This is a genomic window from Streptomyces sp. NPDC049887, assembly GCF_040656535.1.
GTDB lineage: Bacteria > Actinomycetota > Actinomycetes > Streptomycetales > Streptomycetaceae > Streptomyces.
Genome location: NZ_JBFAMM010000025.1, coordinates 1 through 21,536, shown reverse-complemented (window position 1 = coordinate 21,536; position 21,536 = coordinate 1). Strand labels below are relative to the sequence as shown.

Below are 21,536 nucleotides of genomic sequence, written 5' to 3'. Positions count from 1 at the left end.
TGCCCCCGGCGCTCTGGTGTGCGGGACCCTACCGGGCCACGCCGTGCCGGATCGCCTGTTCCGACCAGATGGTCTTGCCGTTTCCGGTGGTCCTGGTGCCCCATCGGTCACTGAGCTGCATGACGATGAACAGTCCACGGCCTCCTTCGTCCGTTGCGGTGGCATGTCGCATGTGCGGCGAGGTGCTGCTGGCGTCCGAGACCTCGCAGATGAGGGTGCGGTCGAGGATCACGCGCAGCTCGATCGGGCCCTGTCCGTGGCGGATCGCGTTGGTCACCAGCTCGCTGACGATCAGTTCGGTGGTGAAGACGGCGTCCGGCATGTCCCATACCTGGAGCTGGTGCTCGATCAGCCGGCGGGCCGTGGCGACCACCGAGTCGTCCCGGGGCAGGGTCCAGCTGGTGACACGGTTCGCGCCCAGGGCACGGGTGCGGGCGAGCAGCAGCACCGCGTCGTCCCGGGGGCGGCGGGGCAGGAGCTTGTAGACCGCGGAGTCGCACAGCCGGCCGAGGGACTCCTCGGGCTGGGCGAGGATCTGGTGGAGCCGGGCACGGGCTTTCCCGGCGTCCTGGCCGGGGGTACTGACCAGGCCGTTCGTGTAGAGCGCCAGCAGGGTGGACTCCGGGAGGGTGACGGTGGCGGACGCGTAACCGGCGCCCTCCGCGCCCAGCGGGGGACCGTTGGGTACGTCGAACTCCATCGCGGAGCCGTCGGGGCCCAGCACCAGAGGGAGCGGATGGCCGGCCCGGGCGGCGGAGCAGACCCGTGACACCGGGTCGTAGACCACGCACACACAGGTGGCGAGGTGGCCCGGGGGCGCCTCGTCGCCGTGCCCGACCGGTGAACGCATCCGGCTGAGGAAGGCGGCCGTCTCGTCGAGCCGGTCGAGCAGTTCACCCGGCTCCAGGTCCTGCAGGGCGAGCGTGCGCAGGGCCGTTCGCAGCTGACCCATGGTGACGGCGGCCTCGATGCCGTGCCCGGCGACGTCGCCGACCACCAGGGCGGCCCTGGCGCCGGACAGCGGGATGACGTCGTACCAGTCCCCTCCCGCGCCCTCGGGGAGATAGGTGTACGCCGTGTCGACCGCGGTCAACTCGGGTGGCCGGCTCGGCATCAGCCCTTGCTGCAGCGTCGTCGCCACGGTGCGCTCACGGGCGAAGCTGCAGGCGTTGTGGAGGTGCAGGGCGGTCTTGGACACCAGTTCCGTCGAGAGGGCGAGATCCGCGTCGTCGAACAGCTCCGGGCGTTCGAACCGGTAGAGGGCGGCCACCCCCAGCACCGTCTCCCGCAGCGCCAGCGGCACCACCACGAGGGAGTGGACGCCGGCGGACACGATGGGTTCGCCGCGTTCGGGGTCCGCGCCCAGCCAGGCGTCGTTCGCGTCGACGTCGGTGATGAGCCGCGGTGTGAGGTCGTTCAGGACCTGGGAGTACGGAGTGTGGGCGCCGAAGGTGTTGAGTTCGCCCTTCCGCGGCCCCTGCTCACGGCCGAGGACGGACCTGAACGCGGCCCGGCGCAAGGGCGTGTCCGCCGGTACGGGGCCGGGGCGCAGCGGCCGCCCGCGCAGCGCGTCGTCGAGCAGGTCCACCGCCGCCGCGTCTGCGAGCCGGGGCACGAGGACCTCCACGAGCTCCTCCGCTGTTCCGTACGCGTCCAGGCTCGTGCCGATGGACTGGCGCGCCTGGTGGAGCAGGTCCAGCCGGCCGAGAGCCGCCTCGCGTTCCGTGACGTCGTCGGCGATGACGGCCAGGCCGAGTATCTCCCCGTCGGTCCCCTCCAGCCGGAAGATCGACAGCGACACCGTCATGTCCCGGTCGGGATCGGACAGTGGCCTGCCCGTGATCAGGCGGTCGCGGACCACCGTGCCCGTGCGGAGCGCGTCCTCCGCCAGGGCTGCGACGGGGTCACCCGTGAAGCCGTCGGTGAGCTCCGCGACGGTCCTGCCCAGCACCTCCTCTGGAGGGATGCCGCGCACCCCGGGCGCCGCGCTGTTGAACCGGACGACCCGCAGCTCCTTGTCGCACAGGAAAAGGCCGTGCGGTGCCTGTGTGAACAGGGCATCGAGGATGGCCGAGTCCCGCCGCCGTGCGTCGTCTCCGTCCACAGTTCCACGATGGCCTTCGGCGTGCCGGGGGCAACTCGGCGCGGCCCGGCGGCCGGGGCCCGGGGCTCCGGCCGCGCCTTGCGGTTCCGGCCCGCGGCCGGAACCACCAGGCGCACCCCCCTGCCCTGCCCCCGCCGTGCCCCCCTGCACTCGCTCCGGAGCCCTCGGCCGTGAGTCGGCCGTCCCCCCGCGGGGAGCCGGGTTTCGCGGTGACACGGACGTCCCCCTGTGGTGGGCGGCCCCGTCCGCTCCGGCAGGCGCCTCTTCGGGCGGCTGCGCGGGGCCCTCACCTGAGCGGCCCTTCCCCGCTCGCGTACCCGCGGGCCCCGGGTTCTGCTGTTGTCAGCCTGCCCACCAGCCGAGGAGTGCGCATGCCGGACGGAAACACCGGCTCCGAGGGACGTGACCTGGAGCAGCTGCGTGACCGGATCGCGGCACTGGAGGCCCGGGAGCAGCCCCCGGCCCGGCCGCCCCGGCACCGTATGCGCTCCGCCCTCGCCGCGGTGCTGATCGTGATCGGCTGCCTGCTCGCCCCGCTCAGTGCGGTCGCGACCTGGGCCGAGAGCGAGGTGGGCGACACCGACCGGTACGTCGCCACCGTCGCCCCGCTCGCCTCCGACCCCGATGTCCAGGCAGCCGTCGCGACCCGGGTCACGAACGTCGTGATGGAGCACATCGACCTCCCTGCGCTGCTGGAGGACGTGGCCCCGGCCGACCGGCCGCGGCTCGACGCCCTGATCGGCCGGCTCGGAGGCGCCCTGGAGAACGCCGTCCGCAGCTTCGTGCAGTCCCGCACCCAGGACATCGTCGCCTCCGACGCCTTCCAGCGGATCTGGACCGACGCGAACCGCCGGATCCACGCCGCGGTCGACAAGGCCCTCACCGGCAGTGGGGGCGGAGCCATCGAGCTCACCGACAACGCCGTCAAGATCGACCTCGCGCCCGTCATCGAGCAGGTCAAGCAGCGGCTGGTGAGCGAGGGGCTCACCATCGCCGAGAAGATCCCCGAGATCCACACCGACTTCACCGTCCTCCAGTCCGAGGACGTCGGCCGTGTCAAGACCGGGTTCCGGCTGCTCCAGCTCGCGGGCACCTGGTTGCCGGTCGTGGCCGTCGTGCTGATCGCCGCCGGGGTGCTGCTCTCCGCCCATCGCAGAAAGGCCCTGGTGGCGGCCGCGCTCGGGGTCGCGGTCGCCACAGCGCTGCTCGGCGCGGGCCTCACGGTGTTCCGGCTGATCTATCTGGACTCCCTGCCCAAGGGGGTGTCCCAGCCCGCGGCGGAGTCCGTCTTCGACGCCCTCGTCCGCTTCCTGCGCACCACGATCCGCAACATCGTGATGCTCGGCATCGTCGTCGCCCTCGCAGCCTGGCTCACCGGACCCGGTCGCTACGCCGGCCTCGCCCGGCAGCTGTGGACGTCCGGCATCGGCGCCACCCGCGCCACGGCGAACCGAGCGGGCCTGCGCACCGGGCCGGTCGGTCCGTGGGTGCGTCGCTACCGGACGTGGATCACCTGGGTGCTGGTCGCCGCCGCCGTGCTGGCGTACGTCCTCTGGTCGTACCCCACCGCCTGGGTGGTCGTCGGCCTGGCCCTCGCCCTGCTCTTCGCCCTCGCTGTCGTCGAGTTCCTGGCGCAGGACGAAGGCGGGGCGGTCCCCGGGCCGCCGGCCGGTGAACCCGCGGCCACCGTCGGCCCACCCGGCACCCCGTGAGACCCCGACCTCCCGGGACCTCCGGAGGTCGGGGCCCGCACGGCGCCCGCCGGTCCGCCGTGTGACGCTGGATCCATGGCCAGGGCGAACGACGAGATAGAGGCGATCCTCCAGGAATACGCCGACCTCATCGCCATCACCGGCGGCGACGCCTTCCGGGCCCGTTCCTACGAGAAGGCCGCCCGCGCGATCGGCGGCCACCCCGCCGACGTGGCCGCCCTCGACCCCAAGGGGCTGCGGGAGATTCCCCACGTCGGCAGGTCCATCGCCGACAAGATCGTCGAGTATCTGACGTCCGGGCGGATCAGCGCCGTGGAGGAACGGCGGCAGTCCGTACCCGCCGGAGTGCGGGAGCTCATCGCCATCCCCATGCTCGGCCCCAAGAAGGCGCTGCTCCTGTACGAGGAGCTGGGCATCTCCTCCGTGGACCAGCTGCTCGACGCGGTCCACGAGGAGCGGCTGCGCGATCTGAGGGGCTTCGGAGAGAAGACGGAGGCGAACATCCTCCACGGCATCGCGCTGATGCAGAAGGCCGGCACCCGGATCCTCCTCAACGCCGCCATGGACGCGGCCGAGCAGATCGTCGCCGAACTGTCCGGTGTCCAGGGCTGCGAGAGGTGCGCCTACGCCGGATCGCTGCGCCGGATGCGCGAGACCATCGGCGACATCGACGTCCTCGTCGCGGCGGAAGCCTCGGCTCCCTTCATGGACGCGCTCGCCGCACTTCCGTACACGGCCGAGGTGATCGCCCACGGTGCCAAGAAGACGTCCATCCGCACGACCAAGGGGCTGCAGGTCGATCTGAGGGTGCTGCCGCCCGACTCCTGGGGCGCGGGACTGCAGTACTTCACCGGGGCCAAGGCGCACAACATCCGCACCCGTGAGATCGCGGTGCGCCAGGGGCTCAAGCTGTCCGAGTACGGGCTCTTCGACGCCGAGAGCGGTGAGCGGATCGTCTCCTCGACCGAGGAGGAGATCTACGAACGCCTCGGCCTGGACTGGATCCCCCCGACCCTGCGCGAGGACCGGGGCGAGATCGCGGCCGCACTCCGCGGTGAACTGCCGGTGCTCGTCGCCGAGGAGGACGTCCGCGGTGATCTGCACACCCACACCGACCTCACCGACGGTCTGGCCCCGCTGGAGGAGATGGTCGCCGCGGCAGCGGCGCGCGGATACTCCTACTACGCGGTCACCGACCATGCCCCGGACCTCGCCATGCAGCGCATGACGAAGGAGAAGACGCTCGCCCAACGGGAACGGGTCCGTGAACTCGACCGCAGGCACAAGGGCATGCGACTGCTGCACGGCACCGAGCTCAACATCGGTCCCGACGGGGACGTGGACTGGCCCGACGACTTCCTCGCGGGCTTCGACATCTGTGTGGCCTCGATCCACTCCCACTTCAACCAGAGCCGGGACGCCCTCACCCGCCGCCTCGTCCGGGCCTGCGAGAACCCGTACGTCTCCGTCATCGGCCACCCGACGACCCGCAGGATCGGCAAACGGCCCCCCATCGACGCCGACTTCGACGCCGTCTTCGCGGCCTGCGCCCGCACGGGCACGGCACTGGAGATCAACGCCCACCCCGAGCGGCTCGACCTCGGCGACGAGGACATCCTGCGCGCCAAGCGCCACGGTGTGCGCTTCGCGATCGACTCGGACGCGCACTCCACCACCCATCTGCCCTACATGCGGTACGGGGTGGCGACGGCCCAGCGCGGCTGGCTCACCAAGGACGACGTCGTCAACACCTGGCCGTTGACGAAGCTCAGGCGCTTCCTGCGCCCCTCGGCCTGACCGCCCGGCCCGGTGCGCCCGTCGGTCCGTCCGCTCAGCACGGCCGGCGCCATGCGTCCAGCTCCAGCCGCTTGCGCATGGAGGACAGCCCCAGCCGTCGGGACTCCGCGCAGAACTCCCGGTTGGGCAGCGCGTACTCGACGTGGAAGACGGCCTTGCCCGCCGCGACGAACGGGGTGAGCTTCGCGCACTCGCCGTACTGGGCGCACTCCTCGTTGACCGCGAAGTCGAAGTCCCCGACCAGCTCCGCCACCTGGGGCAGGTCGTTCTTCAGCCCGACGGACAGCCCGCGTTCATGGGCGATACGGGCGATCATGCGGTTGTAGGCGAGCTGGTGGGCGGCGGTCAGGGGGAAGCCGGTGTCGTTCAGATGGGCGTCCAGCAGATCGGGTTCCACCGCGTCGAAGCCCTTGTCCCGGCACATGTCGAAGCGCTTCTCCATGAGGGGGCCCAGCACGTCCAGCCGGCGGATGTCGAGCCACCGCTCGCCGTCCCAGCCGTTCGGCCGGCCCCTGACGGAGACCGGGAAGTCCGCCTGGTCGGGACGGAACCGCTCCCAGGCACCGGCGTTGATGTAGCAGATGACCCGGCGTCCGTCCCGGTGCAGCCGGGCGACGTCGTCGGCGCTGTTCTCGAAGCCGTCGATGTCGAACACGGGCACGTCCGCCGCCGAAGGGTCCGCCCGGCCGTCGAGTTGCCACTGCCACGCCGTGCCGGGCCGCGGCTGCCAGCGGGCCCCGCCACGGTCCGGTGGGGCGCCGCCGGAGCAGCCCGCCACCAGCAGCACGGCGAACAGCAGGCACAGCCCGGTCACACGAGGGCGGTTCAAGGAGCCTCCCGGTACAGGGCGGGGGGCGGTGCGCCCCAGGGATTGGGCAGGGAGTCGGTGACCGCGCAGGACACCGCGGCCCCGCGTTCGCCGGCCGCCCGGGCCGCGACGTCCACCAGCGCCGTGGGCACCTCGTACACCAGGTGGCAGAACCGCTCCGGCGGATGCCGGGCCGTCCAGCGGGGCCGGGAGAAGGTGGAGAGATAGACCGCCCAGGGGCCCTCGAACGTCACCAGCAGATCGGCGATCCGGGCGTAACCCTGCGCGGGGTGCACCCCGTGGTTGAGGACGACCGTGCGGCAGCCCCGCTGCCGTGCGGCGCGGACGAGACGGCGGCAGCCGGGCAGGGCTGACCGGTCCGCGGGCACCTGGTCGAAGAAGCACCCGTCGGTGTCGTACCACTGGCGATGGCGGTCGAGATCACCGGTCACCGCCGTGTCCGGGCGCACCCCGTAGTCCAGGTCGACATAGCCGAGGACGCGCGTGCCCGCCTCCCGAAGTGCGCGGGCGGCGGAGACGAACGCGGGATCGGGCGCCGACCCGGGGCCGTCGGCCGGGTTCAGCACCACCCCGTGGACCCGGCTTCCGGCGGCCGTGACCAGCCGCCAGGCTTCCGGATCCTCCGCGGGGTGCACATAGAGCGGGACCAGCAGTGTCATGCCACCGGGTCCGCTTCCCCGTCGACGCCGAGCGACGCCCACAGCGCGGTGAGGGAGTCGGTCAGGGTGAACCGAGGCTCCCAGCCGAGGGCATCCCGCGCCGCCGAGATGTCCGAGCACTGCCAGGCCACGCCGGCGGAGCGCGCCGACCCGATGCCGGCCTCGTCGACACGGCCCCGGAAGCCGGCGACGGCCACCAGCCCCTGCACCAGTTCCCGGATCGGAACGGCCCGGCCGCCGCCGATGTTGAGGATGCGCGGCAGCGGCCCGGCGGCGTCCGCCGCCAGCACCACCGCCCGGGCCAGGTCCCGCGCGTCGACGAAGTCGCGATGGGCGGACAGATCCCCGAACCGCACGACCGCGTCACGGTCCCTGCCCGCCCGGCGCAGCCGGAGGGCGGTGCCCCCCGGCAGGCTCATGGGCGCGGCGCCCGGTCCGACCGGGTTGCCCACGCGCAGCACGACCGCGTCGAGGCCCGACGAGGCGACGGCCACCGTCCCGGCCAGTTTGGTGGCTCCGTACGAGCCCACCGGCCGCGTCGGCGCCTCCTCCGTGACCGGTACACCGGGCTCGCCCACCCCGTACTCGGCCGCCGAACCGAGGTGCACCAGCCTGGCGGTCGGCGCGGCCTTGCGGAGCGCCGCGCACAGCACGGCAGGGCCGCGCGCGTTGACCTCTGCATCGGTCACCGGGTCGGCGCCGAGCGACCCGGCGCAGTTGACCACCGCGTCGGGGGAGAGGTCCGCCAGGTTCTCGGCCAGCCGGCCCGGGTCGGCCGTGGCGAGGTCGACGCGGAGGTCGGCGTCCGGGGACCGGCCGCCGCCGAACAGCCGCACGCCCCCCAGCGCGCTGAGCTGTTCGGCGACATGGCGGCCCAGGTACCCGGTGTGGCCCAGGACGAGGATGCGCATGGGGTGTTCAGGCTCCCTTGAGCAGCAGTGACTGGTGGGTGGTGAACTCGGCGTTGGCCCGGTCGTAGTCGTCCGGCCGGCCGATGTCGAGCCAGTAGCCGTCGAACTCGTAGGCCTGCGGCGGGTTCCCGGCCTTCAGCAGGTCCAGGACGAGTTCGTCGAAGCCGAGCGGCAGCCCGGCGGTGTATCCGTCGAGCGTGTCCCGGGACAGCCCGTACACGCCCATCGAGACCCGGTAGTCCATGGACGGTTTCTCGGCGAAGCCGACCACCTTCCCGGCGTCCGTGGTGAGCACGCCGAAGTCGATGTGCACCTTGCGGGCGTACGTGGCGATGGTCAGCGCCGACCCGCTCTCGCGGTGCCGGCCCAGGACGTCGGCGAAGTCGAGGTCGGTGAGGATGTCCCCGTTCATGACGAGGAACGACTCCGGCAGCCGGTCGCGCATCGTCAGCAGCGGGCCCATGGTGCCCAGCGGGTTCTCCTCGGTCGCGTAGTCGATGCTCAGCCCCCATCGTGAACCGCTGCCGACGTAGGCGCGGATGATGTGGCCGAGGTGGCCGACGGCGATGGTGCAGCTCGTGAAGCCGCTCGCCGCCAGCTGACGCAGCACGATCTCCAGGATCGCGTGCCGGTCGCCGATCGGGACGAGCGGCTTGGGCAGCGCGGTGGTGTACGGGCGCAGCCGGATGCCCTTGCCTCCGGCGAGAATCACTGCGTGCACGGTAGCCCCCTGTGAGTACGGTGGTCGGTGGTCCGCCGGGTCAGATGTTGTAGATGCCGGTCTTGTAGCGGGAGAGGTTGGCGGGTTCGCGGAAGAACTCCACCGTCCGCGCCAGTCCCTGCTCCAGATCGAGGGCGGGGGCCCACCCGGTCGCCTCCCGCAGCCGGGTCGCGTCCGCGACCAGCCGCATCACCTCGGAGTTCGCGGGCCGGATGCGCTGCTCGTCCTCCCGGACGTCGAGGTCGGTGTCCATCACCTTGCCGATGAGCCGCACCAGGTCGCCGATCGAGATCTCGCCGCCGGTACCGGCGTTGAGGGTGCGGCCCACGACCGCCTCGGCCGGTGCGGTGCCCACGGCCAGGAACGCCGCGGCCGTGTCCGTGACGTAGGTGAAGTCGCGTGTGGGCCGGAGGTCGCCGAGGGTGATCGTCCGCTCCCCGGCGGCCACCTGCCCGATGACGGTCGGGATGACGGCCCGCATCGACTGGCGGGGCCCGAAGGTGTTGAAGGGCCGCAGGGTGACCACCGGTGTGCCGAAACTGGCGTGGTAACCGTCGACGAGCCGGTCCCCGCCGGCCTTCGAAGCAGCGTACGGCGACTGGGTGTTGATGGGATGGTCCTCGGTGATCGGCACGGTCTGTGCGGTCCCGTACGTCTCGCTGGTGGAGGTGTGCACCAGCCGCGGGGTCCGGAGGGTCCGCACGGCCTCCAGCACGTTGAGCGTGCCCGTGACGTTGGTGTCCACGTAGCTGTGGGGGGCGCGGTACGAGTAGGGGATCGCGATCAGAGCCGCCAAGTGGTAGACGGCTTCGGCCCCTTCGGCCAGCCCGCGGACCGAGCCGGGGTCTCGGACGTCACCGAGCACGATCTCGACCTGGTCGAGGACGTCCTGCGGCAGTGTCTCCAGCCAGCCGTAGGAGGAGAAGGAGTTGTACTGCGCCATCGCGCGGACCCGGTGGCCCGAGGCGACGAGTGCCTCGGTCAGATGGGAGCCGATGAAGCCCTCGGCTCCGGTGACTGCGGCGAGCGGTGCGGATGTCAACTGTTATTCCTTTCGGGGAGGTTTGCTGCCATGAGCGGTGGTGGGCGAACGACGGTGTGCGGGTGGCGGACGAAGCGGTCCGGATGTGGGGCCCGGACTTGCGGGAACAGGCGAGGTGGTTGCCGCGATCGGCGACGAGCGGCGGACGGGGTCAGGAGTGCGCGGTGGGCCTGCCCAGACACCACAGGACGGCGGTGACGAGCACCCCGGCGGCGGTGCCGCAGCAGATCAGCAGTGGGGCGTTGCCCGTCGGGCCGGCGAGCAGGGTCACGGCGGCCACCCCGGCGGCCGCCGTGAGCGTGACCACGGCCGGCAGCCAGGCAAGCCCGAACGCCTGGAGCAGCAACGCGGTCCACAGCAGCGCGGCGAGGGTCAGCAGGGGCGCCGGCTGCGCGCCCGTGAGCAGCGCCGCCGGGACGAGCGGCAGCAGATAGCCGCCCAGACACAGTGCCAGCGTCCGGGCGGACCGCAGCCGGAACCCGGCCGTGTCCGCCGAGGCCCGCAGCGCCGCCACCGACAGCCCCCGGTAGCGGTACAGCAGCCACTCCGCGGGCCCCATGCTGACCGTGAGCACGACCACCGCCCAGGGCTGACGCTGTCCCACGGACATCACCAGGGTGCCCGCGGCCAGACCGAACAGCCCGTACGGCAACGAGCCGAGCAGCCGGGGCCCGGTGCCACCTGACGCCCTCTCCGCACCGAGCATCCCCCGGATCTCGCGGCCGGCGACGGCGACGGCCAGTACGACCGTCAGCACCGGCAGTGCGATCCGCGGCAGCGGGCCCGGTTCCCACCACGGCAGCACCGCCGCGCCCACGGCGAGCGGGGCGAGCGTGCCGAGCAGCAGTCGTTCCCGGCCGCGGACCAGGAGCACTCCGGCCGCCGCGAGATACAGCGACTGCCCTGCTCCGAACAGAGCGGCGGGCCCCGGCCCCGCCACCGCGAGGGCGGCCGCCGTGGCGAGGAGTGCACCCGAGGGAGCGCCCAAAAGGAGAGTCCGGCCCGCCTCCCGCGGCCCCGCCGCCAGCCGCAGATACGCCCGGTGGCTGAGCGCCTGGCCCCAGGCCCATGACAGCAGGCCCGCGGCCACGAGCGCGTACACCCCGCGGGGCGAGTGCCACAGGCCGGCCGTCAGCAGATAGGCCAGCCCAGGCAGGGCGAACAGCGCCCCGCGCAGGGCGCACCGGACATGGTCCGGAGCCCAGGGGTCCGGCCCGCGCGGGGGTTCGGGGAAACTGCGCGGCACCCTCCCGTACAGATCGGCGGCGAGCGCGAACAGATCGGGACGCCCGTAGCGCTCCTGGATCTGCTCGCCCGTCAGACCCTCGGACTCCAGCAGGGCCGCCACCTCGTACGCGTGCACCGCGGGTCCGATGCGATCGGCGAGTTCGGCGGCGAGGACGTCCACCGGGTCGTCCGGCACGCGTCTGCGCCGGGGCAGGCGCAGCGACAGCGTGGCGTCCGGTGCGGCGAGCCGCAGGGCCAGGGTGTCGCCCTGCCCGTCGTCGGGTTCGAGAGCCATCGGCCCGCTCATCCGGCCACGCTCCCCAGGGGCGCCTCGTCGCTGAGGGGGGTGCCCCAGGGATCGGCCAGCCGCACCCCGCGGACGGACAGTTCCAGGTAGATGGCGCGGAAGGTGTCGATGGTCTGCCGGAGTGTGAACTGCTCGATCACCCGCAGCCTCGCTGCCTCGCCCATCGCCGCCCGGCGCGGGGGGTCGGCCAGCAGCTCCAGTGCGGCGGCGGCCATGGCCGCGGGGTCGCGGGGCGGGACGACCAGTCCGGCGTCGCCGACGGCCTCCCGGACGCCTCCGACGTCGGTGGAGACGGTGGCCCTGCCGCAGGACATGGCCTCGATCAGCGTGAAGGGGAATCCCTCGCTGATGCTGGACAGCATCACGATGTTGCCAGCGGCGTACGCGTCCTTGATGTCGTCGACCCGGCCCTCGAAGGTGACGGCGTCGCCGTGACCGAGCGATGCCGCGAGTGCCTCGCACCGCTCCCGGTACGCCTCGCCTCCCCGCGGTGTGCCGCCGAACAGCCGCAGGGTGGCGGCCGGAAGCGCCCCGCGGACCTCGGCGAACGCGCGGATCAGGGTCTCCAGGTCCTTGATGGGGTCCACGCGACCTGCCCAGCTGAGCGTCGGGCCCTGGGGTTCGGGGCCGGCGGGTGGGAATGCGGACGGATCCACCCCGTTGTAGACGGTGCGGATGAGCCGGGGATCGGCGCCGCCCTGCTCCTCCCACAGCCGGTTGTAGCGGTTGCCGGGCGTGACGAGGGCGGCGCGGCGGTAACTCTCCTCGGCCAGCAACCGGAAGAAGCCGAGCAGCACCGCCTTGACCGGCCAGCGGTACGGAGCGGTCCGGTAACCGAGATAGCGCTCGCGGAGATAGACCCCGTGTTCGGTGAGCAGCAGGGGGACGCCGTGGAGTTCGAGGGCGGCCAGCCCCGGCAGCACCGCCACACCGCCGCTGACCGCGTGCGCCACTCCGCGCTCCGGCGGCCGAGCCGCGAGCGGTCGCAGGGCGTGCTCCAGCAGCGCCGTCGCGGTGACCGCGTCGTGGAGGCTGGGCCGCGCCTCCCGGACGGTCAGGCCGCGGCGGTTCCACACCGCGGTCAGGACGCGCAGCGCCCGGTCCCCGCGCAGCGCGGGACCGAGCACCCCGTCCCGGGCGGCGTGGGCCAGTTCGTACAGGGCGGGGGAGAACCCCTCCTCGGCGGAGGGGTCCACCAGCGCCGTGAGGAAGCGTTCGTACGCCGCCATCAGCCGGCGTTCCCGCCGGCCGCGCGGTGGTGAACCGGGCGGTGCGGGACCCCACATGGGCACCGTGACCGGCTCGGACACGTGCGGGGGCAGTTCCCATACGACGGACTCCCGTCCGGTGCCGGTCACGGCGATGACGTCGAAGTCGATGTCGGGCATGCCGCCGACGAGCTGGTCGCACCAGACGCTCACCCCGCCGTGACTGTGCGGGTAGGTGCCTTCGGTGAGGAGGGTGACGCGTGCCGCGTCTCGGCGCGGCGCACGAGGCGATGCGTGCATGGATGGGCTCCACGGCAGGAGGGCGGGGCGGGGAGGGGTCCGGGCCTTCCCGGCGGGAAACGGCGCACGCCCTGGCCGGCGTGCGGCGTCCGGAACCCGCGTCCTCGCGGTGTGCTGGTGCGGCCGGTGCGTTCGGGTCAGCGCTCGGCGCCCGGGACCACCGGGCGGGCGACGCCCGGGGGCACGGGACCGTCGGGGGCCGGGGCCGGGGCCGTGGCCCGGCCGGGGCCGGCTGCCGGGCTCCCTGACGCGGGCGCCGACGGCAGTGAGAGGGACACTGTGTCCTGGCCCGGACCGGGCGGCACGCTGCCGGAGACGGTGCCCGCGTACGGCTCCCCGAAGGCCGCCGTCCCGTCCGCGAGCACCCGGGTGGTGCCCGCCGGCATGGTGGCGCGGACGGCGGTACCGGCCGGAGCCGTGACGGTGACCGTGTCGCCGATCCGGTACGCGGTGACCTGACCGGCCTTCACCGCGCGGTCCCACGCGGCCCGTTCGCGCAGCTCAGCCCCGACGTCCTTCATCCTGGGGTTCACCAGCGGGGTGTTGTCCGCGTACAGCGCCGCGTACTGGTCGAGGACACGGTCCAGGACCGGGTAGGCGATGCGGTCCTCGGCCAGGTTCGACTGGTGGACGAAGTGCGGCCGGGGGTCGTTGGCCAGGACGTGGCCCAGGGCGATCCGTGCCTCGAGCGGCACGATGTGCTCCGCGTAGCCCGTCGCGGGGTCGAGGGGCTCGTCGAGACAGGTGGTCGTGGCCGAGTCCTCGCAGATGCCGCTGCCCCCCTGGGCCCTGCTGGTGTAGATCCAGTTGTACTCGTCGACCTGCTCCGCGGCCCGGCCCACGTTGTAGAACACGTTCATCGGGTGGCGCGAGACGGTGAGCGCCGGGCCGACCTGCCGCTGCACCGGGTCACGGGAGTTGTCCGAGCCGAGCCAGGTGATGCCGTTGTCCGCGAGCGCCGGGGCGAGGTGGGGGTTGTCCTCGGGCTGCTGTGGCAGCAGCTTCAGGCCGGAGTGCTCGCCGGTGACCAACTCGCCGTTCTCCAGGGGAAGTCCGGCGCGCTCGGCCCACTGCCGGTTGTCGGAGATCTGCCGTGATATCTCGTCCCGCCCGACATAGCGGACACTGCCGTCCCCGTTCGTGGCGCACTTCCACGGAACGACGCTCACGTCCTGCTCGCAGCCCAGGTACGGGTGGTCGTAGGTGTGGTTGATCCAGCGGAAAGCCTCACGGTCACCGGTGAGCCGGTCCGCCAGCGGATCCGCCCCGTCGTGCTCCTCCCGGTACTCGACGCTGCCGCCGCCGTTGTACGCGAGGTCGAGGGTGAAGTCCCGGGACCGCGACCAGTCGACCGCCCGTCCGACGTCGTCGGGCGTCATCCGTATCGGGTTCGGTGTGCCCTGACCGGGCAGGCAGTCGACGTCGCCCGGTGTGCAGTTGAGCTCGGTGTCCCAGCGGTCGTCGGCGGCGAAGACGTCGTCGACGTGGACCGAGAACCAGTTCCGCGAGGTGCCAAGGCGCGTCCCCTGCGTCATCCAGTCGACGATGCCCCGGGCGAGGAGGCGGAACTGCTGCTGGTGCTGGTTGGCCACGAAGGTGACCACCAGTTCGCGGCGGCCGTCGTGCCGGTACTCCCCGACGAGCGAGCCCCGGGCGGTTCCGCCGGGGAGGGGCGCGTCGACGTAGGTGGTGAAGTCGGCGCCCGCCCGCGGCCGGGAGAGGAAGCCCCAGCTCTCGTCCACCGCGGGGTCGTTGTCCTCGAAGGTGAGGACTCCGTCGAGGTAGCCGAAGGGGCCGGCCTTCCCGGCCGCGGTCACCGTTGCCGTGATGCCGTCCACGGGCCCCGCGTATCCGCCGTTCACGGGGTACTCCAGCCCCGCCTGCGGCCGGGCGTAGGTGTAGGCGTCGACCTGCGGGACGGCGTAGGTCCGCTCGTAGGCGGCCAGGGCGGCCATCTCCGGCGAACCGGTGGGGAACGGCTGGTCGTTGGGCAGAACCACGGCCTGGTACCTGGCGCGGGGACGGCCGTCGACCTCGTCCGCGAGGAAGGCGGCGTCGATGACGGGCCGGGCCTCGTCCGCGAGGTCGACCACGGTGTACGGGGTGCCCGCGCTGTTGAGTTCCGCGGCGATCGCGGCGGTCGCCGGGCCCCCGTCGGAGACCACCAGCACCCGGAGGTCGATCCTCGGCGCCGGTTCGGCGGCCCCCGCCGGCGCCGCCGACAGTCCGCCGAGCGGGATGACGAGCGCTGCTGCGGTGATCGCGGTCGTGCGTATGGTCCGCCGGACGCGGATCAGTTTCATGCGGTGGTGTCCCTCCCCCTGACCCCCCGGCACAACGGCGCGGCGGCTCCCCCCGGAAACGCCGTGCCGTTGTGCCCTGTCCCGAGACATAGTGGTGGCTGCGTGTGGGTTCTGTGCGCCTACGGTGAAAATTGACGGAAAAGCGCAGGTGTCGCACGGAAGTCGGCGATGGGCCGGGGCAGTTGGCACGCCTGGGGGCCGGACGGGGGCGGCGGGTAAACGCTTGCAGGCGCCGGTCGGGAGGACAAGGCAACGGCCGTGGCGGATGAGCGTTTTCGGCCAGTGGCGTGCACCGGCCCGGCGGGCCCGAGGGGCAGCGGGTCCGCACCGGCCGGCCGTCGGTGCGGGCTCCTGTCGGCCGGCCGCCGCCGCTCGAAGCCGTGCGCCCACGGCCGACGGCGGCCGCCGTCGCGAGTGCGTCCGGTGGCCGCCGCGGTGTACCGGGGAGGTCGGGGAGGTGGAGCCGATGGGGGCGGCCCGGCGCGAGTGCCGGGGTCGCCCGGGCCGTCAGGAGGCGGCGGGGTCCGCGGGGGCGCAGGCCACCCGGGTCTCCGGCGTGTTGTGGATGCCGTCCTTGGTGCGCTGCCCGTTCTCGTACTCGTAGTACAGATACGAGTAGAAGCCGATGGTTCCGTTGCAGCCCGAGTCGGCCGCGACCTGGTACGTCAGGTTGACGGTCCGCGAGGTGCCGGGGGCCAGCGGGATCTCGTAGTTGACGCCGAGGGCGGTCGAGCCGGTGCCCGAGCAGGCGGCGCCCTGGGCGGTGCACGAGACGAAGCTGTACTTGAGGTCCTTGCGCTGGGTCGTCGCCCAGGTCGGCTGCACCGACTGGTACACGAACCAGATGTCCGTCGACTGGTTGTTGGTCAGGGTCATCGTCAGCGACACCGTCGAGCCCGGCGTGGTCACCGGTTGGTCGACGGTGAAGGCCAGGTCCGGGGTGTCGGCCGCGGCGGGCTGAGCCGCGCCGAGGCAGACGAGGGCGGTGGCGAGAGCGGCTGACTGGCCGAGTCGTCTCAGGTGTGTGATGCGCATGGGCCGGGAGGCTAGGAGAGCGCCGGCGGCTTCGTCTGCCCCGCTCGGGGCGGGGCGGATGCCGCCCGGCGTGAAACCGCCGTGGACCCGCGCGGGCCCGGCGCTCCGCGCCCCGCGTCCGCCTGGGTGCATATGCGCCGGACAATGCCCGTGCTCGCACCCTCCACATCCGGTCGCTCAACGTGTGCGCATTGTCACTCAGTGGAAGTGCGACAATGGCCGGTTCCGCGGCGCGGCGTCCCGGCACCGGGCCCCGGGAGCGGGCGGGCCGGGCCTCACCGGCGCGGCGGTCCCCGGAGTGCGGCCCGGCCGGAGCGGACGGACTATGTAGCCGATGAGCGGAGCGGCCGTGAGCGAGGAACCCTTCACCCCGGGCATGAGCAGCCGTGCGCTGGTCGAGCTGCACCACGTCGACAAGCACTTCGGCCCGCTGCACGTCCTGCGGGACATCAATCTGACCGTCGACCGCGGTGAGGTGGTCGTCGTCATCGGCCCCTCCGGCGGAGGCAAGTCCACGCTCTGCCGTGCCATCAACCGCCTGGAGACCATCGACTCCGGCGAGATCGCCATCGACGGCCGGCCCCTGCCCGCCGAGGGCCGGGAACTGGCGCGGCTGCGCGCCGACGTCGGCATGGTCTTCCAGTCCTTCAACCTCTTCGCGCACAAGACGGTCCTGCAGAACGTGACCCTCGGACAGATCAAGGTTCGCGGGAAGGACAGGAGGAGTGCCGAGGAGCGGGCCCGCACCCTTCTGGACCGGGTGGGCGTGGGGACGCAGGCCGACAAGTACCCCGCCCAGCTCTCCGGCGGACAGCAGCAGCGAGTGGCGATCGCCAGGGCGCTCGCCATGGACCCGAAGATCATGCTGTTCGACGAGCCGACCTCGGCCCTGGACCCGGAAATGATCAACGAGGTGCTGGAGGTCATGCGGCAGCTCGCCGCGGACGGGATGACCATGGTGGTCGTCACCCATGAGATGGGGTTCGCCCGTTCGGCCGCCAACCGCGTGGTGTTCATGGCCGACGGCAGGATCGTGGAGGAGACCACCCCCGAAGAGTTCTTCACCAACCCCCGTACCGACCGAGCCAAGGACTTCCTCTCGAAGATCCTCCACCACTGAGGCCCCGGCGCCCGCGCGCGAGTGCCGGGACCACGCACCGTCCAGCGATCCCCAGGGATGATCACCATGATGCCTCGCAAGCCCTCCGCCGCGGCCGCCGCGGTGCTCGCGCTCGCACTCGCCGCCACGGCCTGCGGTTCGGACGGCGGCGGTGTTTCGGACGACGGGAAGAGGATCACCGTCGGAATCAAGTACGACCAGCCCGGGGTCGGCCTGAAGACGCCTGACGGCGACTACGAGGGCTTCGACGTCGACGTGGCCCGGTACGTGGCCAGGCAACTCGGTTACGCCCCGTCCGACATCGTCTTCAAGGAGGCCAAGAGCGCCGACCGCGAGACGCTGCTCCAGCGCGGCGACGTCGACTTCATCGCGGCCTCGTACTCGATCAACGACGAACGCCGCAGGAAAGTCGACTTCGCCGGGCCGTACTTCCTGGCGCACCAGGACGTGCTCGTCCGGGCCGGAGACAAGTCCATCGCCGAGCCGTCCGACCTGAACAACAAGAAGCTCTGCTCGGTCACCGGCTCCACCTCGGCGCAGAACGTCAAGACGAAGATCGCGCCGCAGGCCCAGCTGCAGGAGTACGGCGGCTACTCCGAATGCCTGACGGGCCTGGAGAACAGGACCATCGACGCGCTGACGACCGACGACGCGATCCTCGCCGGTTACGCCGCGCAGGACCAGTTCAAGGGCAAGTTCCGGCTGGGCGGCTTCAAGCTGAGCGACGAGTTCTACGGGATCGGCGTGAAGAAGGGCGACACCGAACTCAGGAACAAGATCAACGCCGCGCTGCAGAAGATGGTCCAGGACGGCTCCTGGAAGAAGGCGGTGGAGGCCAACTTCGGACCGGCCGGCTACCGGAGCGAACCCCCGCCGCGGATCGGTGTCTTCGCCGGCTGAGGCCACCCAGGCCGCCGAGGCCACCCAGACGCCGGGACTCCCAGGCCACCGAGGCCACTCAAAGCACAGAGACCACAGAGAACCTAAAGCACAGAGACCACAGAGAACCTAAAGCACAGAGACCACAGAGAACCTCTAGGCACAGAGACCACAGACATCACAGAGACCAGGTCATCGAGGCGCAATCGTGTTCGACTTCCTGCAGGGGTACGACGTGCTGGGGGCGTTCTGGACGACCGTCCAGCTCACCCTTTGGTCCGCGATCGGATCCCTGGTCTGGGGCACCGTGCTGGCCGCGATGCGGGTCAGCCCGGTGCCCGTGATGCGCGGCTTCGGCACCGGGTACGTCAACGTGGTCCGGAACATCCCGCTCACCGTGATCATCGTCTTCACGTCACTCGGGCTGTTCCAGACCCTGGGCGTCAGCCTCGGCGCCGACACCTTCGACGTGATCAACTTCCGGCTCGCCGTGCTCGGGCTGATCGCCTACACGTCGGCCTTCGTCTGCGAGGCCCTGCGGTCCGGAATCAACACCGTGCCCGTGGGCCAGGTCGAGGCGGCGCGAGCCCTCGGGCTGGGCTTCGTCCAGGTGCTCACGCTCGTCGTCCTTCCCCAGGCCTTCCGCTCGGTCGTCGGCCCGCTCGCGAACGTGCTGATCGCCCTGACCAAGAACACCACCGTGGCCGCGGCCATCGGCGTCCCCGAGGCCGCGCTGCTGATGCGGGAGATGATCGAGAACGAGGCGCAGCTCATCCTGATCTCGGCCGTCTTCGCGGCGGGCTTCATCGTCCTCACCCTCCCCACCGGTCTGTTCCTCGGCTGGGTCGGCAAGAAGGTGGCGGTGAAGCGATGAGTTCCGTCCTGTACGACGTCCCAGGGCCCCGGGCCAGGCGGCGCAACGTCCTGTACACGCTGGGCTTCCTGGTCGTTCTGGCGGCCCTGGCGTGGTGGGTCCTCACCGGCCTCGCCGGCAAGGGCCAGCTGGAATGGTCCAAATGGTCGCCGTTCTTCACCGACTCACGGGTGTGGACCACCTATCTCCTGCCCGGACTGGAGAACACCCTCGTCGCAGCTGCGCTCTCACTGGCGATCGCGCTGCCGCTCGGTGCGGTCCTCGGCATCGCCCGGCTGTCGGACCACTGGTGGGTGCGCGGCGCGGCGGGCGCGGTGGTGGAGTTCTTCCGGGCCATCCCCGTGCTGATCCTGATGCTGTTCGCCAACGCGGCCTACGCAGCGTTCTCCGACATCAGCCCCGACAACCGGCCGCTGTACGCCGTGGTGACCGGTCTGGTGCTCTACAACTCCTCCGTCCTCGCCGAGGTCGTCCGGGCCGGGATCCTGGCACTGCCCCTGGGCCAGTCGGACGCGGCGAGGGCGATCGGCATGCGCAAGGGCCAGACGATGCGTTACGTGCTGCTGCCGCAGTCGGTGACGGCCATGCTCCCGGCGATCGTCAGCCAGATGGTGGTGATCGTCAAGGACACCGCCCTGGGCGGCGCGATGCTCGGCTTCTCCGAGCTGCTGGCGTCGGTGCGGCCCATGAGCGCCAACTACGGCGCCAACACCATCGCCAGCTTCACCGTCGTCGCCGTGATCTTCATCGTGCTGAACTTCGCGCTCACCTCGTTCGCGGCCCGGCTGGAGAGCCGGCTCCGGCGCGGCAGGAAGTCCACCGGCGCGGTGGTGGCGGCGGACGCGGTGGAGGAGCTGGCGACGCCGGGCGAGCACGTCGGACGCAAGCCGGAGCCGCCCGAACGGCCCTGACGCGCGGTCCGCCGATCGTTGCCGCGCCCGGAGCGGGCGGACCGTCGTGCCCTCAGCCGGCCCCGGGGAAGACCCTCGCACCGGGCCTCCCGGCCGGCCGCGCACCCTGGCGGGTGCGCCGTGCACCGCGTCGGAGCCCCTCGCCCGGCTTCCCGAAACCACCGCGACCGTCCGGAGCGGCCCCGGCAAGGCGACACGCGATCGTCGCGCCCGCCCGGAGCCCATCGGGGCCTGTTGCTGCTCCGGATGACCGTGGAGCGGTTGAGCGGACCACGGTCCGTGCAACTAGTCACGAACATGGCCGTCGGCGCATCTCATATGACCGTTCCACGGGAACCGGGTGACTCCTCAGGGCAGCACGGCCGGGGGAGGGGCCGCCGGTGGCGGCACCCCTCCGCCGTCACCGCCGGTGCCTCTCTCCTCGCCGCGCTGCCGCTCTCGCTGCTGGCGACGGCCGCCTGGCTCGGCCGCCATGTGCGTCCCAGCGCCGACGAGTGGTGCTTCCTGCCCGTGGTGCGCGACCACGGCATCGGCGGAATGATCGGGAAGTTCTACGTCACCGACAACGGCCGCGTGGGCAACGGCCTCCTCGTCGGGCTGTACGCCCGTTTCCCCGTGGCGGGCCACCAGTGGTACGCGGCCCTGAGCACGCTGTTCGTCCTGGCCGTGCTGTGGGCCCTCGTCGTCCTGCTGCTGCGTGGAGCACGCCGGTCGGTGCCGCGCGGAGTCGCGCCGCTCGTCGCCGCGACGGCCACCGCGGTCTTCCTCCTCGCGACCCCCAACACCTACAAGACCCTCTACTGGCCGGCCGGGTCCGTCTCGCACACCGTGGCCCCGGCGCTGGCCTGCGCCGCCGTCCTCCCGGCGCTGGTCGCCGGGACGCGGCGCGGCCGTATCGCCGCCCTGGCCGTCGCGGCCGCCGCCGGGGTCTTCACGGGCACCCTCTCCGAGGAGACCTCGGTCGTGGCGCTGGTGGTACTCGGGGGACTGCTGCTGTTCGGGCGCGGGTTCGTCACCGACCGGGTGTGGCCCTTCCTGCGGACGTGGGCGCTGACCGCCGCGGCCGGGATCGCGGTCGGCACCGCCGTGCTGATGACCTCGCCGGGCTCCCTCCGCAGGCGCGAGCGCTTCGGCGCGGAGACCACCTCGATCCTGGCGCCGGACTCCCTGCTCGCCTCGGCCGGCGGCTTCGCCCGGATCACGGGGACCGTCCTGACGACCTGGGAGTACGGGGGAGTCCTCGCCGCCGGAGTCCTGCTCGGCCTGCTCTCCCGTCCCGCCCGCACCGGAAACGGTCCGGCCGCGCTGCGCCCGTGCCGCCCGCTGCCGCTCGCCTGCGCGGGTGTGCTCGCCGTCCTGGTCTCGGGCTATCTCTGCACCGTCGTCACCTATCCGGTCTTCGGCCCGCGCGTCGTGACCGCTGCCCGTACCTGGAACGACTACCTCTTCCTGTACGTCCTGGTGCTCGCCGGCATCGGAGCGCTGCTGGGCCGGGCGCTGCGCGGGCGCGGCGCCCGGCCGTGGACGGTGGTGGCGGCGGCGGCGGGGGGCGGCGGGGGCGGGGCGGGGGGCGCCCGGCCGTGGGCGGCGGGCACGG

The 21,536-nt window shown here is 72.3% G+C and carries 17 protein-coding genes; 7 read left to right on the top strand and 10 right to left on the bottom strand.

The features are described 5' to 3' along the window. Positions 1-28: 28 nt before the first annotated feature. A complete protein-coding gene (locus tag AB0J10_RS26140; protein WP_363064907.1) occupies positions 29-2,104 on the bottom strand; it encodes a SpoIIE family protein phosphatase in 2,076 nt (691 codons plus the stop codon). Between the two features lie 371 nt (positions 2,105-2,475). On the opposite strand from AB0J10_RS26140, the gene AB0J10_RS26135 reads away from it, so the two are divergent. Together AB0J10_RS26135 and polX are read left to right on the top strand one after the other, a co-directional pair. Beyond that, the gene (locus tag AB0J10_RS26135; protein WP_363064906.1) at positions 2,476-3,816 is read left to right on the top strand and encodes a hypothetical protein; all 1,341 of its coding nucleotides are present in this window, start codon (positions 2,476-2,478) and stop codon (positions 3,814-3,816) included. Between the two features lie 75 nt (positions 3,817-3,891). Continuing rightward, the gene (gene polX, locus AB0J10_RS26130; protein WP_363064905.1) at positions 3,892-5,613 is read left to right on the top strand and encodes a DNA polymerase/3'-5' exonuclease PolX; all 1,722 of its coding nucleotides are present in this window, start codon (positions 3,892-3,894) and stop codon (positions 5,611-5,613) included. A gap of 34 nt (positions 5,614-5,647) precedes the next feature. On the opposite strand, the gene AB0J10_RS26125 is transcribed toward polX, so the two are convergent. The 9 genes from AB0J10_RS26125 to AB0J10_RS26085 all read right to left on the bottom strand — a co-directional run bounded on the left by AB0J10_RS26125 (position 5,648) and on the right by AB0J10_RS26085 (position 16,155). Then, on the bottom strand, positions 5,648-6,442 hold the full coding sequence (locus AB0J10_RS26125) for an endo alpha-1,4 polygalactosaminidase (protein WP_363064904.1): 795 nt from the start codon (positions 6,440-6,442) through the stop codon (positions 5,648-5,650). Continuing rightward, entirely contained in the window at positions 6,439-7,101 is a 663-nt protein-coding gene (locus AB0J10_RS26120; protein WP_363064903.1) for a spherulation-specific family 4 protein, read from the bottom strand. Before AB0J10_RS26120 ends, AB0J10_RS26125 begins: the two co-directional genes overlap by 4 nt. After that, positions 7,098-8,012 (bottom strand): NAD(P)-dependent oxidoreductase, encoded by a 915-nt coding sequence (locus AB0J10_RS26115; RefSeq protein ID WP_363064902.1) that lies wholly within the window; start codon positions 8,010-8,012, stop codon positions 7,098-7,100. The genes AB0J10_RS26120 and AB0J10_RS26115 overlap by 4 nt, the downstream gene beginning before the upstream one ends. Positions 8,013-8,019: 7 nt before the next feature. Further along, the gene (locus AB0J10_RS26110) at positions 8,020-8,733 is read right to left on the bottom strand and encodes a sugar phosphate nucleotidyltransferase (protein WP_363064901.1); all 714 of its coding nucleotides are present in this window, start codon (positions 8,731-8,733) and stop codon (positions 8,020-8,022) included. Between the two features lie 40 nt (positions 8,734-8,773). Then, positions 8,774-9,775: a GDP-mannose 4,6-dehydratase gene (locus AB0J10_RS26105; RefSeq protein ID WP_363064900.1), complete on the bottom strand. Its 1,002-nt coding sequence runs from the start codon at positions 9,773-9,775 to the stop codon at positions 8,774-8,776. 151 nt (positions 9,776-9,926) lie between these two features. Then, positions 9,927-11,297: a hypothetical protein gene (locus AB0J10_RS26100; protein ID WP_363064899.1), complete on the bottom strand. Its 1,371-nt coding sequence runs from the start codon at positions 11,295-11,297 to the stop codon at positions 9,927-9,929. Between the two features lie 8 nt (positions 11,298-11,305). Next, positions 11,306-12,817 carry a GT4 family glycosyltransferase PelF gene (pelF, locus tag AB0J10_RS26095; RefSeq protein WP_363064898.1) on the bottom strand — a complete coding sequence of 504 codons (1,512 nt, stop codon included), beginning with the start codon at positions 12,815-12,817 and terminating at the stop codon, positions 11,306-11,308. Positions 12,818-12,954: 137 nt separating this feature from the next. After that, positions 12,955-15,120, bottom strand: coding sequence for a hypothetical protein (locus AB0J10_RS26090; RefSeq protein WP_363064897.1), 2,166 nt, complete (start codon positions 15,118-15,120; stop codon positions 12,955-12,957). Positions 15,121-15,627: 507 nt separating this feature from the next. After that, positions 15,628-16,155: a hypothetical protein gene (locus AB0J10_RS26085; RefSeq protein WP_363064896.1), complete on the bottom strand. Its 528-nt coding sequence runs from the start codon at positions 16,153-16,155 to the stop codon at positions 15,628-15,630. 334 nt (positions 16,156-16,489) lie between these two features. Between AB0J10_RS26085 and AB0J10_RS26080 the strand changes: the two genes are divergently transcribed. From AB0J10_RS26080 to AB0J10_RS26060, 5 genes are all read left to right on the top strand, one after another. Further along, the gene (locus tag AB0J10_RS26080) at positions 16,490-17,275 is read left to right on the top strand and encodes an amino acid ABC transporter ATP-binding protein (protein WP_363064895.1); all 786 of its coding nucleotides are present in this window, start codon (positions 16,490-16,492) and stop codon (positions 17,273-17,275) included. Between the two features lie 66 nt (positions 17,276-17,341). Next, on the top strand, positions 17,342-18,175 hold the full coding sequence (locus AB0J10_RS26075; protein ID WP_363064894.1) for a glutamate ABC transporter substrate-binding protein: 834 nt from the start codon (positions 17,342-17,344) through the stop codon (positions 18,173-18,175). Between the two features lie 187 nt (positions 18,176-18,362). Continuing rightward, complete coding sequence (locus AB0J10_RS26070; protein WP_363064893.1) at positions 18,363-19,028, top strand: amino acid ABC transporter permease; 666 nt, start codon at positions 18,363-18,365, stop codon at positions 19,026-19,028. After that, positions 19,025-19,939: an amino acid ABC transporter permease gene (locus AB0J10_RS26065; RefSeq protein ID WP_363064892.1), complete on the top strand. Its 915-nt coding sequence runs from the start codon at positions 19,025-19,027 to the stop codon at positions 19,937-19,939. Before AB0J10_RS26070 ends, AB0J10_RS26065 begins: the two co-directional genes overlap by 4 nt. A 297-nt stretch (positions 19,940-20,236) precedes the next feature. Continuing rightward, positions 20,237-21,536 (top strand): DUF6056 family protein (locus tag AB0J10_RS26060; protein ID WP_363064969.1); only part of this gene is annotated, 1,300 nt, incomplete at its 3' end.

Excerpts from the sequence above, each read along its gene's own strand:
- AB0J10_RS26135 (WP_363064906.1), top strand. The coding sequence starts at position 2,476 with ATGCCGGACGGAAACACCGGCTCCGAGGGACGTGACCTGGAGCAGCTG.
- pelF (WP_363064898.1), bottom strand. The coding sequence starts at position 12,817 with ATGCACGCATCGCCTCGTGCGCCGCGCCGAGACGCGGCACGCGTCACC.
- AB0J10_RS26065 (WP_363064892.1), top strand. The coding sequence starts at position 19,025 with ATGAGTTCCGTCCTGTACGACGTCCCAGGGCCCCGGGCCAGGCGGCGC.
- polX (WP_363064905.1), top strand. The coding sequence starts at position 3,892 with ATGGCCAGGGCGAACGACGAGATAGAGGCGATCCTCCAGGAATACGCC.
- AB0J10_RS26085 (WP_363064896.1), bottom strand. The coding sequence starts at position 16,155 with ATGCGCATCACACACCTGAGACGACTCGGCCAGTCAGCCGCTCTCGCC.
- AB0J10_RS26100 (WP_363064899.1), bottom strand. The coding sequence starts at position 11,297 with ATGGCTCTCGAACCCGACGACGGGCAGGGCGACACCCTGGCCCTGCGG.
- AB0J10_RS26115 (WP_363064902.1), bottom strand. The coding sequence starts at position 8,012 with ATGCGCATCCTCGTCCTGGGCCACACCGGGTACCTGGGCCGCCATGTC.
- AB0J10_RS26090 (WP_363064897.1), bottom strand. The coding sequence starts at position 15,120 with ATGAAACTGATCCGCGTCCGGCGGACCATACGCACGACCGCGATCACC.
- AB0J10_RS26120 (WP_363064903.1), bottom strand. The coding sequence starts at position 7,101 with ATGACACTGCTGGTCCCGCTCTATGTGCACCCCGCGGAGGATCCGGAA.
- AB0J10_RS26080 (WP_363064895.1), top strand. The coding sequence starts at position 16,490 with ATGAGCGGAGCGGCCGTGAGCGAGGAACCCTTCACCCCGGGCATGAGC.
- AB0J10_RS26075 (WP_363064894.1), top strand. The coding sequence starts at position 17,342 with ATGATGCCTCGCAAGCCCTCCGCCGCGGCCGCCGCGGTGCTCGCGCTC.